Genomic DNA, 13,833 nt, shown 5'->3' on the forward strand with positions numbered 1-13,833 from the left:
CCCTCCTAGGTTTTAAATTTTAATTCTAATAAGTATAGTTTTACTCCATTTAACATTTAAGCTCATACATTTATTATCAATGACTTATATTATCAACATTGATATAAACATTGAATTTAATGAGCGATTTAAAAAGGAAACGATATAAGAAAAAAAGATATGTAATACCTATCACACTAATAGTTTTACTAATTGCCATACGGCTCTCCCTACCCTACATCGTAAAAAATTACGTAAATAATGTTCTTGCGGACATTCCTGGATATTATGGTCAAGTTGAAGACATTGACCTATCTATTATTCGGGGTGCCTACACCATACACGGCATGTACCTCAATACAGTTAACGGCAATACGGAAGTACCATTTTTAGATTTTAAAGAAACCGATATATCCATAGAATGGAATGCTCTATTTCACGGAAGGATCGTTAGTGAAATCGAAATGAGAGAACCTACTGTCATTTATATTTTTGAAGACCAACAAGACTCCACTACACAAGCTGATGCTGAAGATTGGACCAAAGCGTTAACCGACCTAGTTCCAATTGATATTAACCGATTTACAGTTAAAAATGGAAAACTTACATTTTTACAGCTGCAAGCTGACCCCAACATAGATCTGCACTTGTCTCATGTAGAACTCTCCGCAACCAACTTAAGAAATGTAATTGAAAAAACAAGAACGTTACCATCTAACATTAAGGCTACTGCCACCTCTATCGGTAATGGTGATGTAATATTAGAAGGTGATATGAATTTGGTAAAAGAAATACCGGATATGGATATTACTTTTAGTTTGGAAAATGCCAATGCAACGGCTCTTAACGACTTTACTAACCACTACGCCGGAATTGATTTTGACGAAGGTTCATTTGATTTGTTCGGAGAACTTGCCATTGCCGATGGATATTTAAAGGGTTCGTTTAAACCTATTTTAAAAAATGCCAAACTAATTGGCAAAGATGACGGCTTCTTGAAAACCTTATGGGAAGGCTTTGTTGGCTTTTTTAAATTCATTCTTAAAAATCATAAGCAAGATACGCTCGCCACTAAAATTCCGGTTGAAGGAGACCTTAACAGCGTTAAAACAAAAATCTGGCCCACAGTTACGCGAATTTTCAGAAATGCATGGATACAGGCTTATAAGGACATTACAGATGATGATTTAAACTTTAAGGATGCCGCCGATGGAGCCGATAAGTTAAATGAGAAATCAAAAAAGAATTAAATCAAAATATCCAATTGCTACCCAAACCCAGGAAAAATTATTCATCCAAACAATAATGAACGATACTATAAAAAAAATTGCCCTTAGCGGTTACATTTCCAAAGGCATCGTATTTTCCATTACAGGAATTCTAGCTTTCTTATCGGCATTTAATATGGGAGGAAGAAAAGCTGGAAAAATTTCAATTATTAATTATTTGGAACAACAAACCCTAGGCTCTGTAATTGTAGTTTTACTAGGTGTAGGACTTATTTGCTATGGCATTTGGAGATTGATACAAGGGGTAAACGACCCTGAAGGCATTGGAACCGATTTTAAAGGTTTAGTAAAACGAATTAGTTTTTCCATAAGCGGAATCATTTACTTCTCACTAGGCTTAATTGCCATTGTCGAAGCGTTCGGTTTATTTTCCATTTATAGTACTGGCAACAATAGCAAAGAACCTCTATTAAATACATCCACCCGCTCCTTGATTTTTATTATCATTGGAGGTGCCCTTGGCATAAAAGCGGTATACCAATTTGTTAAAATCTATAAAGGTAATTTCATTAACAACTTTGACATACAATCCGTCACATCACTGAACACACGAAAATATATTAAAAGAATGGGTTATGCCGGTTTACTATCCAGAGGCATTGTCACCAGTATTATTTCCTATTTTTTTCTGTCAACAGGAATTGATTTAAATGCCTCTTCTAAACAAGTCAAAGGTACTGCCGAAGCTTTTTCATTTATACAAGATCAAGCTTATGGCAAATATTTATTAGGTTTTGTTGCTGCCGGTTTGGTTTGCTATGGGTTGTTCATGTTCAGTACCGCAGCCTACCGCAAGTACAATGATTGAAAAATTTATTTTTTATAATTATCGTCCCAATTCTTAACCTTTGGTTCGTGCAATTTATCAACTGACTTTGCTACCATCATAGAAACGGAAGCGTCACCAGACACGTTAATTACCGTTCTACACATATCCAATGGTCTATCAACAGCAAATATAAGCGCTAATCCAGCTTCAGGTATTCCTGCTTGCGCAAGAACAATAACCAGCATTACCATACCTGCTCCGGGTACCGCAGCGCTTCCTATTGATGCAAGGGTAGCCGTTACAATAATACCCAATTGCGCGGAAAGACTAAGCTCCATACCAAAAGCTTGAGCAATAAAAACCGCTGCAATAGCTTGGTATAAACTAGTACCATCCATATTTATAGTTGCACCAATTGGCAATACAAAACTTGTTACTTCTTCATCTACCCCCAAATGCTCCTCTACCCTTTCCATGGTGACCGGCAGCGTAGCAGCACTGGAACTTGTTGAAAAAGCTAGAAGTTGTGCGGGTGACATGCCTTTCATGAACTTACTTGGAGAAGTTTTAGTAAAAATCCAAACCAAAAGTAGATAAACACCTAACATTAGCGCTAATCCTAGAATAACACAGAAAGCATACCACGCCAAGGCTTTAAAGAGGTCCATACTTGGAGATTCCACGATTAAGGCTGCCAATAATGCAAATACACCATAAGGTGCCGCCAGCATAATTAAATCTATAAGCTTTAGAATTACCTCATTAAAACCATCAAAGAACTTTTTTACAGGTGTTGCTTGTTCCTCAGGTATGAGTATCAATCCTATTCCAAAGAAAATGGCAAAAAATATCACTTGCAGCATGTTTCCATTATCAGAAGCTGCATTAAATATATTACTAGGCACCAAATCTTCCAGCGCTTGTAACGGACCCGCTTCTTTTTGCTTTTCCGCTTTAGACTTTATGGCATCGGCATCACCCTTGTAGTTTTCAACCAGTTCAGTTCTTGTCTGTTCGGTAATTGAGCCCCCAGGTTTCACAATATTTACTACCCCTAAACCTATGGTAACGGCAATAACGGTAGTGGCAATGTATATAGCTATGGTGCGCCCTCCCATCTGTGAAAGCTTAGAAATATCCTTTAAATCCGATACTCCTTTTATTAACGAGCCCAAAATAAGTGGTACCGCTATTAATTTTAATGAGTTGATAAAAATGTTACCAAATGGTTTGATCCAATCTGAAATAAATTTTGGACCCCATTCCAATTGAACCATTGCTAAAGCAAATAAAACCCCTGCCAACATTCCCAATAGAATTTGCCAATGCAACTCAAGCTTCCTCATAAATAATTTAGTTTAGGGAAGTAAGATAGTATTTTGCAAGGAAAAGTGCTAAAAACGAACCTATAATTTAATAGTTCTATTCATAAGCGTATAGTCCGCTAACACCAATGCCGTCATAGCTTCTACAATGGGTACCGCTCTTGGCACTACACATGGATCGTGTCTTCCCTTACCCTGTGTTTTCACCATATTACCCTCTTTATCAATAGTTTCATAGCCTTGTATTACTGTAGCCACTGGTTTAAATGCAACATTGAAGTAAATATCCATTCCGTTACTTATTCCCCCTTGAATACCACCACTGAAATTAGTCTTTGTAGATCCGTCACTATTAAATTGATCGTTATGTGCACTACCTTTCATCTTTACACCTTCAAAACCACTACCATATTCAAAGCCTTTAACAGCATTGATCGATAGCATTGCCTTGCCTAATTCAGCGTGTAACTTATCAAATACAGGTTCACCCAAACCAATCGGTACATTTTTGGCGACGCAGGTAATTATTCCACCTATGGTATCACCTTCCTTTTTAATAGATTTTATATACTCTTCCATCCTAGCGGCCATTTCCGAATCAGGACATCTCACCACATTGGATTCCGTTAGAGAAAGATCTAATTCCGTATAGTGCTTACCTAAGCCCAAATCACCCACTTGTGAAACAAAGGCTTGTATCTCAATTCCTTTTAAAAACTGTTTTGCAATGGCACCTGCCACTACCCTGCTAGCCGTTTCCCTTGCTGAACTTCTTCCTCCACCACGATAATCTCTAAAACCATACTTTTGATCATATACATAATCTGCATGAGACGGTCTGTAAGAATCTTTAATATGACCATAATCCTTAGACTTCTGGTTGGTATTATGTATAGCAAAACCAATTGGAGTACCTGTGGTCCTACCTTCAAAAATACCGGAATAGAATTCTACTTCATCCGGCTCTTTACGCTGGGTAACTATAGCAGACTGCCCGGGTTTACGACGATCTAAATCTCTTTGTATGGCTTCAAAATCCAATTCAATTTCAGAAGGACAACCATCTATCACTCCACCAATTGCCCTACCATGAGATTCTCCAAATGTGCTTACCCTAAATATATTTCCAAAGCTATTACCTGCCATAATTAAGTACGTTCTTTTTATGTACGTAAGTTATCACTACTTACCATTTCACAAGCTTCAAAGGTAAATGTTAAATGCATGAAAGAAAAATTTATAAAGTGCTTAATATTACCTTAACCTAACTGTTTTGTGATAATGATTAATTAACCTAATCATTATAGATTGTTGACCCTCCAAATGACTGGCATGTATACCATTAAGTTTAATTTTGTCCTAAAAATTACCCTCATTGAAAAAACGTCGTCTTGAAATAGCGGTTCTATCTGATATTCACTTAGGCTCATACGCTTGTCACGCGGAAGAATTATTAACATACCTATCTAGTATTGATCCTAAAATACTAATTCTTAACGGTGACATTATTGACGCAAAAAGAATGCGCAATAATTACTTTCCTCCAGCACATTTAAAGGTGATCAAGAAAATATTCTCCTTAGCAGCAAAGGGAACTGTGGTACACTACATAACAGGCAACAAGGACGAACCTTTTAGAAAAATAGATGACATCTATATGGGTACCATTCAGGTGTCAAATAGACTTTCTCTAAAGCTAAATGGCAAAAACACACTTTTTTTTCATGGCGATATTTTTGACTTTTCATTTAGACATTCCCATTGGTTATTGAATTTTGGTGAAGCGGGTTTTGATACCTTGTTAAAACTAGCAAAATTAAAGACCAAGGTTTTAGGACTGTTCGGTAAGAAAAACAAGCCGTTCTCCAACCCTGAATTAGATTATGGCGAAAGAGACCCAAGCCAAATCTCCCTATTTGAAAATAACGTTGTAAAAATGGCGGTAAACCATCATTATGACCATGTGGTCTGTGGTCATAGCCATTCTCCCAACAAACAGCTTTTTGAAACCAAAAAGGGCGAATGTCTATACTTAAATTCTGGCGATTGGGTAAAACATATGACTGCCCTGGAATATTCTTTTAAACGCTGGAAACTGTACCGATATGAAAATGACAAACTAGCATCGTTCTATATGGATGAAGAACTCAAATCCATGAACATGAACGAACTAATTGCTACCATTACCCAAAGAAAAGAACGGGAGTCTAAAAAAGCAAAAGACGGTTTTACCGATAATTAAGCAATTAAAGCTTCTTTTAAAACACTTACCGGATGTTTCGCGATTCTCTTGGTCCCGTCAAAAATTTGGTGCCTACAACTTGTTCCATTTGCAGCTATAATGGTTTCTACCGAAGATTTATTTACTGCAGGAAAAAGTTTTAAACCACCAATTTTCATACTGGTCTCGTAATGTTCTTCCTCATAACCAAAAGAACCTGCCATACCACAACATCCAGAAGGTATAATGGTCACTTTATAATTGCTGGGAAGATTCAAAATATCAAAGGTAACTTTCTGGTTACTCAGCGCTTTTTGATGACAATGATTATGAATCTTAATGTCTTTGGCATTAGTTGTAAAACTGGTCGCATCTAAATTGCCATCGCTTACCTCCTTAGCTAAAAACTCCTCAATTAAAAATGAATTATCAGCAATTTTCTGTGCAACTTCTCTATCACCGGTCATTCGCTTATACTCATCCCTAAATGACAAAATTGCCGAAGGCTCCAAACCTAAAACCGGCAACCCGGCATCTGCGAATTTCTGTAATTGTTCAGAATTCTTGATAGCTAATTTTTGAGCTTGTTTCAAAAACCCTTTTGAAAGGAATGTTCTTCCGCTTTCAGCATAGTACAATGAAACATCATAACCAAGTTTTGTCATCAATTCAATAGCATCTTTACCTACTTCAATATCTAAATAGCGAGTAAATTCATCTATAAACAGTACAACTTTCCTACTTTTTATAACTTTCTTATTATCAAATTTTTGAAGATGTTTATCAAAATTAAAGCTATAAACCTTTGGCAAGCTTCTTTCTTTTGCCACACCGCTGGTTTTCTTCAATAATCCTCCAAGAAATTTGGAATCGTATACCGCATTGGTCAGCCCAGAAACCTTACTGCCCAAACTATTCAATTTAGTATTATAGGCAAACAATTTACCGCGTAAAGAATAACCGTTCGCTTCTTGATATTGATACAAAAACTCCGCTTTTAAAGTAGACACATCTACATTGCTGGGACACTCACTTGCACACGCCTTACAACTTAAACAGAGATCAAAAGCTTCTTTAATTTCAGGGCTGTCAAATCTATTTTTGGCAGAACTATTTGGGTTGGTCAAAAATTCCCGTAAGGTATTGGCTCTTCCCCTTGTGGTATCTTTTTCATTTTTTGTAGCATGGTAGCTCGGGCACATTCCCCCTTTTGCTTTGTCTGTTTTTCTACAATCGCCGCTTCCATTACATTTTTCAGCAGCTTTCAAAATACCTTGACTATCAGAGAAATCCATCAACGTATCAACCTCTGGCTCTTTACGGTCAACTTCGTACCTAAAAGACTGGTCCATTGGGTAGGCATCAACAATTTTACCGGGATTGAAAATTCCTTTAGGATCAAAATATGATTTTATCCTTCTTAACAATTCATAGTTCTTTTGCCCAATCATTAAGGGTATGAACTCGGCACGCACAATACCGTCTCCGTGCTCCCCACTAAAAGAACCTTTATATTTTTTGGTCAACTTGGCAACATCGGTTGTTATTGCCCTGAACAAGCCCACATCGGCAGATTTTTTCAGGTTGAGAATTGGTCTTAAATGAAGCTCACCCGCCCCTGCATGGGCATAATAAACCGCACTTTGACCATAACCCTTCATAATCAAGGAAAACTCAGCAATAAAATCTTTTAAATCTGGCAATGCTACCGCCGTATCTTCTATACATGCTACCGCCTTCATATCTCCTACAATATTACCTAAGAGCCCTAAACCTGCTTTGCGCAGCTCAATAGCCTTGGCAATTTGATCACCGTACAATACAGGATTGGCATAACTTAAACCTGAATTTGCAATTGTTTTTTGCAATGCCGCAATCGCATCTTCCAATTCCTTTTTTGTATGCGCAGATACTTGCAGCATCAACAAGGCCGCTGGATCACCTTCAACAAAAAACCTATTCGCCAATTGAGCGCGGTTATTCTTAGTACAATCCAGAATAACCTTATCCATCATTTCACATAATTGTAATGGATGCTCCATTACCGGAACAACATCCATCAAACAATCTTCCAAGGTGGTATAATGGGTAATTACCATGGCAGAAAGTGCAGGCGGCAAAGGATCTAATTGCACGGTTATTTCTGTTGTAAAAGCTAATGTGCCTTCGCTTCCACATAGTAGTTCCGCCATATTAAAATAAGACAAATCACCCCCAAAAATATCTGTTTTCAATAGCTCATCAACAGCGTACCCAGTACTTCTCCTATGAATTTCTGGTTTTGGAAAATTCTCCTTAATTTCCGAAGCTATTTCCTTATTTGATAGCTCATTATATACCTTTTTATAAAGTGAAGCTTCAAATGTGTTTTCCTGTATTTTTTGGTTAAATTCTTCTATAGAAATCCTTCCGAACTCAGCTTCGCTACCATCGGACAATACAGTTTTCATCGAGATAACTTTATCTCTGGTAACTCCATACTGAATAGATGTGGTACCAGAGGAATTATTACCTACCATACCACCGATCATACATCTATTAGATGTTGATGTATTAGGACCAAAAAACAATCCGTATGGCTTTAGATATTCATTCAATTCATCCCTAATGACTCCCGGTTGAACAGTAACCTGTTTTTTAGCCTCATCCACACGAATAATGCCGGTAAAATGTTTTGACACATCTACAACCAAACCATCGCCAACACATTGGCCCGCTAATGAAGTACCTGCAGTTCTAGGTATAAGACTAATGTTTTCATCATTGGCAAAACGCACTATTTTCTTTATATCCTCAACAGATTTTGGAAAAGCCGCACCTAATGGTATTTTACGATACACCGATGCATCGGTAGCATAAAGTGTTTTGGTAAGATTATCAAATTGTACATCTCCCTCTAAATCTTCTCGTAACTTTGAAAGCAAATTATTATCCAACGTAACACAATTTTGATTGCTAAATTAAGTTTTATTGTGTGAGCCACATTATAAATTAGCTCATTTTTCATCACAAAAACCTATAAGTATATGAAGATTTTAAAAAGTATTATAGCGTTGTCCTTACTGGCAACATTTACAATTTCCGCTCAAGATATTGCCGATCACGCACTTGGATTAAGATTAGGAGATAGCGATGGCTTTGGCGCAGAAATTAGTTATCAAAAATCACTAACTAGATACACTAGAGCAGAATTTGACCTAGGATGGAGAGATAGTAGAAACTTTGACGCTTTTAAGTTAGCCGGTCTTTACCAATGGGTAAGACCTATTGAAGGAGATTTCAATTGGTATTATGGTGTTGGTGGCGGTTTAGGAAGCGTAGACTTCCCAAACAACCCCAATAACGACAATGATGGCGGTCTTTTTATATTTGCGGCCGGAGATATAGGTATTGAATACAATTTTGACATACCCCTAATTCTATCTCTAGACTTTAGACCAGAACTTGGCGTCATAGGATACGATGGGTTCTCTGACAATTTTGATTTTGATATAGGACTAGGAATTAGATACCAGTTCTAACTACAATAATAGTATTAGAAAAAAGACCTTTAACCTTGCGTTAAGGGTCTTTTTTTATATCTCATATATAAGTACATTTGTAGCTTAACCTAAGTGAGATATATGAAAAATAGTATTGTAATACTGCTTGCCGGAATTTTATTGTTCAGTTGTAATTCTAAACCGGAAAGCTTTACCCTTAACGGTAAACTAAGAGGGGAATTGACGGATGGCACCCGTGTTTTTCTCAAAACCATTGGCGAGAACAACCAACCAATGGATATAGATACCGCAACCACTACCAATGGTGAGTTTACATTTACCGGTAAAGCCGATATACCAGAACTGCACTATATTTTTGTAGAACAACTACCTGGATATACCGCGGTAATACTAGAAAATGGAGAAATTGATTTTAGCGCCCAAAGAGACAGTATGGGGTTTGCTGAAATAAGCGGAACATTTCAAAATGATGCTTTTGCCGATTACATGAAGCAATCAAGAGAAATCTCCCTTCAAGCCCAATCTATACAGCAAGATATGAAATCAGCTTCTGGTGAGGCCGCTATTGCCCTGCAAGATGAAATGAAAGAACTTCAAGAAGAGTACAAAACCTTTGAATTGGACTACGTTAAAAGCCACCCAAAGGCACTAATCTCCGCATTAGTGTTAGATAGAGCCATTGCAACAAAAGCCGTAGGATTAGAAGAAGTCGAGGAAATTTACAAAACGTTGTCCGAAGAGATCAAAAACAGCAAGACAGGAAAACAAATTCAAGAAGGCATAGAAAAATTAAAAGCTTCTGAAGAGGCCGGAAAAAATTCAAGTATTGGCGCTAAGGCTCCAGAATTTTCAGGACCTAGTTTAGATGGTAGCGTTCTTGCATTAAAAGATGTAATGGGAAAAGTTACATTAATAGATTTTTGGGCAGGATGGTGCAGACCATGTAGAGCTGAAAACCCCAATATTGTTGCTGTTTACAACAAGTACCACGATAAAGGGCTAAATATCTTGGGCGTCTCTTTAGACCGTACCGAAGAAGCCTGGAAAAAAGCGATAGCCGAAGATGGTTTGGAATGGAATCATATCTCCAACATCGCTTATTTTGATGATAAGATTGCAAAATTATATAATGTTGATGCCATACCAGCTGCTTTTCTTTTAGATGAAAACGGTGTTATCGTTGCTAAAAATTTAAGAGGACCTGCCTTAGAGGCTAAGGTTGCAGAATTACTGAACTAGTTTTTGAGTTCATTTATAAAAAAATCCCCTAGGTGTTGCCTAGGGGATTTTTTTATAACTTGATTTTAGTCTTAAAACTTGTTGTAGTAGTCATTAAAATTACCCGTAACGGTAACATCACCATTTTTAATTACCTCACCAGTTACGGCAATTACAGAATCATCACCTAAAAATGCTATGGAAGCACCATCATTTAGTACCAAATTACCATAGATGACCAAATCACCTTCTACAATTAAGGTTGCACCAGAATTGATGGTTATATTTCTTTGTCGATTATTTCTACCCACAACTAAGGTACCGTTCATTTCGAACAAGCCATTAGCATTAATAGCCACACCTTCTTTGACTGTCCATGATCCACAAAGTAATAAGGAACCATTAACATTTACGTTATTAAACCTCTTTGACCCACTGTAAGCCAGCTCTTCTCCGCTATTCACGTTCAGATTAGCGCTACCAGAATAATTTGAAAGCTCTGAACATCTTTCTTCTAAACTCTCACTTGGTCTATTCAGTTTAATAATCTGAAAGCCCGATTTACCAGAAGCAGCAAATATATAATCATCTTTTGATGCCACATAATTTATGGAGCCCGTAAGCTCTATAACGCCTACACCAACAGTATTATCAGCTTTAGTTTCTGAAAGACTTAATCCGCCAGCTCCATTTGCCATTAAAAGAACATCATCATTTACTGCAACACCATTGGTTACAATTTCTCCAGGCTCTGCATTATCAGGATTAGTTAAAATAGGTAAATACTCAACAAAGCTTCCAGATGCACTATTGTACACTCCAGCTCCTTTTGTTCCTTCAGAAACAATAATATTATTGCCTAAAAAATCCAATGTTCGCTTAGCATCAATTCCAAAATCTGATTGTATACCTATGCTTCTAACGGTATTTAAATTGGCATCTAAAAAACTAACGCCTTCCGCAGCATCCAATACCGCCAACTCGTTACCGTTATACGCTACAGAGCGCAAATCTGAAAAAGCAGCTTCATTTTTTACGCTTAAATCGTTTTTATCATAAACAACTACAAAGCCGTCTTGTCCACTGGTTACCACAACATCATTATTTACAATACGAACATCTGTTGCATTAAAACCTTCTTGGAAGCCATAGCTTATGTTAGATGTATTTATTCTACCACCACTAACAGCTATTTTAGCAACCAATGAGTTTGCCGTGGCGGTTACAGATTGTTCTGAGTCTACACCACCGGCTACATATATATATCCATTATCATAAGCAATGGAATTCAAATCCGCATTGGTGTAATACACCCTAGATGTAACTCTAGGATTGTTAGGGTCACTAATGTTTACAACATCAATTGCACCAACATAGTCTTGCCCTACAGTGTTATAAGAGACATAACCATAATCACCGTCTAAAGCGACATGTGTTGCTGCTAAATTTTCTCCATTGGTAAATGTTGGAGGATCAATTTGAGCTACCAGGGTCAACGGATAGTCACCAGCAGGTTCTGCCTTGCCGGTAGTATTGTACCTTTTAGCGCTAGCAGAAGGGTCTTCATAAATATCAAGGACACCTGCTTCATCAAAACTTACACTATTTAAAAGCTTTGACTGATCTGTTTCATTTACTAAATTATCTTCGGGGTTTTCAAAAACCGTGGTTTCATCACTACAACTTATAATAAAAAATACTGCGGAAATAGCTAGTAGCCATGATTTTCTGATAGATAGGTTTGATTTCATTTTAAATTCGGGTTTTTGCATTAACGACCCGAATTGCCGTATTGTTGTCTATTCACAGAGAAATCCGATGAAATGCACTATATATTAGACCATCTTACAGAATAATATTACAAAACTTAAGAAAAACTTAAATTTTTCCCATTTTGCCTAAAACAAAAAGCAAAATAATTGGCAATGCCATTAACCCCACCATTAAAGTATCGGTCTGTAATAAGCTAGGCATAAACAACAATGTACAGGCATAACCACCAATAGCGCCACCAAAATGGGCCGTATGACCTATATTTCCCAATCGTTTTTTCATACCATATATAGAATATAATAAATAACCAATACCAACAACATATGCCGGAACAGGAATTGGTATGAACATAATACCCAATTGCATATTTGGTTGTAATAATATTGCAGCATATAAAATACCGGTTACCGCACCACTAGCACCGACCGCTGAATAATACGGCTCATCTTTATGAAAATTTAATGCCAAAAGACTACCAGCCAAAAGACTAACAGCATAAATTATTAAAAACTGGGTTTGACCAAACCAATTGATCACAACACCAGCAAAAAAGTACAACGTCAACATATTAAACAACAGATGCGAAACATCCACATGTAAAAAGCCAGAAGTTGCCATACGATCTTTCTGTCCCGCTTTAATAGCTCCTATACTAAATTTATATCTTTCAAAAAAGGTGGTATCATTAAACCCTTTCATTGAAACCAATACATTTGCCGCAATTATTGCTATTGTCGCTAAATCTAGGTTGTACATTATCTACTGTTTATTTGGCTTCAAATATAGTTATATTTGCCCATAATTTTTTCAGCATGCAACTATTGGCCTTTGTTTTGATCTATCCTTTTTTATGGGTTGTTTCTATTTTGCCACATCGTTTATTTTACGGGTTATCTGATTTTGCCTGCTTTTTCATTTACCGCGTTTTTGGTTACAGAAGAAAGGTTGTTCAAGAGAATTTAAATTTGGTCTTTCCCGAGAAATCCAAAAATGAAATAAATCGTATTGAGAAAGACTTCTACAAACATTTGTGCGACACCTTTCTTGAAATGGTCAAAACTATGAACCTCAGTAAAGAGTCCGTTGCTAAAAAATACCAAATAGTTAATCCGGAAGTTTTGCTTGAAATTGAAAAAGAGCGTAGCATCATTATATTATGCGCACATTACGCCAATTGGGAGTGGAACGTTAGCATAAATAATTATGTACACTCCAAAGGCTATGCCGTTTACCAAAAAGTAAACAATTCTTATTTTGACAATTTTATTAGAAAAGTAAGGGCCAGATGGAACACCACATTAATAACCCAAGCGCAAACCGCTAAAACGGTAATTAAAAATTTCAGAAATAACGTAAGGGCAACTTACGGTATGGTAAGCGACCAATCTCCACAAGCTCATAGAGCTCATTATTGGACCGATTTTATGGGAATTACCGTACCCATATTCAACGGAGGTGAAATTTTAGCGCGCAAAACAGGATTGGCCACAGTTTTCTTGAAAGTAAGCAAGGTGAAACGAGGTCATTACAAAGCCGAATTCATACCTATTGCCCTAAACAGTAAAGAAACCAAGGAACACGAAATAACCAACACTTTTCTTAGACTAACAGAAGAACAGATAAGAGAAAAACCGGAATATTATCTATGGACCCATAAACGTTGGAAACATAGAGATAAAAAAGCTGCAGCTTTTGCAGAAGTAAATTAACATGCAACAAAAATAAACCCGAAAGTAGATTGCTTACTTTCGGGTTT

General features: G+C 36.9%; 11 protein-coding genes. 6 read left to right on the top strand and 5 right to left on the bottom strand.

Annotated features, from left to right (window positions below; all coding sequences use genetic code 11):
• Positions 1-119 precede the first annotated feature (119 nt).
• Together B2Z27_RS03350 and B2Z27_RS03355 are read left to right on the top strand one after the other, a co-directional pair.
• Positions 120-1,229, top strand: a complete 1,110-nt coding sequence (locus B2Z27_RS03350) for a DUF748 domain-containing protein (protein WP_286812565.1) — start codon at positions 120-122, stop codon at positions 1,227-1,229.
• 55 nt (positions 1,230-1,284) lie between these two features.
• On the top strand, positions 1,285-2,076 hold the full coding sequence (locus B2Z27_RS03355; protein WP_286812566.1) for a DUF1206 domain-containing protein: 792 nt from the start codon (positions 1,285-1,287) through the stop codon (positions 2,074-2,076).
• A gap of 5 nt (positions 2,077-2,081) precedes the next feature.
• Here the strand turns inward: B2Z27_RS03355 and B2Z27_RS03360 are convergent, their stop codons facing one another.
• The gene (locus B2Z27_RS03360) at positions 2,082-3,383 is read right to left on the bottom strand and encodes a dicarboxylate/amino acid:cation symporter (protein ID WP_286812567.1); all 1,302 of its coding nucleotides are present in this window, start codon (positions 3,381-3,383) and stop codon (positions 2,082-2,084) included.
• A 60-nt stretch (positions 3,384-3,443) separates the two neighbouring features.
• On the bottom strand, positions 3,444-4,508 hold the full coding sequence (gene aroC / locus B2Z27_RS03365) for a chorismate synthase (protein WP_286812568.1): 1,065 nt from the start codon (positions 4,506-4,508) through the stop codon (positions 3,444-3,446).
• Between the two features lie 229 nt (positions 4,509-4,737).
• Here aroC and B2Z27_RS03370 point away from each other — a divergent pair, with 229 nt between their 5' ends.
• Complete coding sequence (locus tag B2Z27_RS03370) at positions 4,738-5,604, top strand: UDP-2,3-diacylglucosamine diphosphatase (protein ID WP_074674104.1); 867 nt, start codon at positions 4,738-4,740, stop codon at positions 5,602-5,604.
• Here B2Z27_RS03370 and B2Z27_RS03375 read toward each other — a convergent pair.
• Complete coding sequence (locus tag B2Z27_RS03375) at positions 5,601-8,519, bottom strand: FAD-binding and (Fe-S)-binding domain-containing protein (RefSeq protein ID WP_286812569.1); 2,919 nt, start codon at positions 8,517-8,519, stop codon at positions 5,601-5,603. The genes B2Z27_RS03370 and B2Z27_RS03375 overlap by 4 nt on opposite strands.
• Before the next feature lie 90 nt (positions 8,520-8,609).
• Between B2Z27_RS03375 and B2Z27_RS03380 the strand changes: the two genes are divergently transcribed.
• On the top strand, positions 8,610-9,104 hold the full coding sequence (locus B2Z27_RS03380; protein WP_286812570.1) for a hypothetical protein: 495 nt from the start codon (positions 8,610-8,612) through the stop codon (positions 9,102-9,104).
• A gap of 102 nt (positions 9,105-9,206) precedes the next feature.
• Complete coding sequence (locus B2Z27_RS03385; protein WP_210707197.1) at positions 9,207-10,325, top strand: TlpA disulfide reductase family protein; 1,119 nt, start codon at positions 9,207-9,209, stop codon at positions 10,323-10,325.
• A 71-nt stretch (positions 10,326-10,396) separates the two neighbouring features.
• Here B2Z27_RS03385 and B2Z27_RS03390 read toward each other — a convergent pair whose 3' ends face one another.
• Together B2Z27_RS03390 and B2Z27_RS03395 are read right to left on the bottom strand one after the other, a co-directional pair.
• Entirely contained in the window at positions 10,397-12,055 is a 1,659-nt protein-coding gene (locus B2Z27_RS03390; RefSeq protein ID WP_286812572.1) for a hypothetical protein, read from the bottom strand.
• A 127-nt stretch (positions 12,056-12,182) separates the two neighbouring features.
• Positions 12,183-12,833 (bottom strand): rhomboid family intramembrane serine protease, encoded by a 651-nt coding sequence (locus B2Z27_RS03395; RefSeq protein WP_286812573.1) that lies wholly within the window; start codon positions 12,831-12,833, stop codon positions 12,183-12,185.
• 56 nt (positions 12,834-12,889) lie between these two features.
• Between B2Z27_RS03395 and B2Z27_RS03400 the strand changes: the two genes are divergently transcribed.
• The gene (locus B2Z27_RS03400; RefSeq protein WP_071342364.1) at positions 12,890-13,786 is read left to right on the top strand and encodes a lysophospholipid acyltransferase family protein; all 897 of its coding nucleotides are present in this window, start codon (positions 12,890-12,892) and stop codon (positions 13,784-13,786) included.
• Positions 13,787-13,833: the final 47 nt, after the last annotated feature.

Source organism: Maribacter sp. UBA3344, assembly GCF_002362375.1.
GTDB lineage: Bacteria > Bacteroidota > Bacteroidia > Flavobacteriales > Flavobacteriaceae > Maribacter > Maribacter dokdonensis.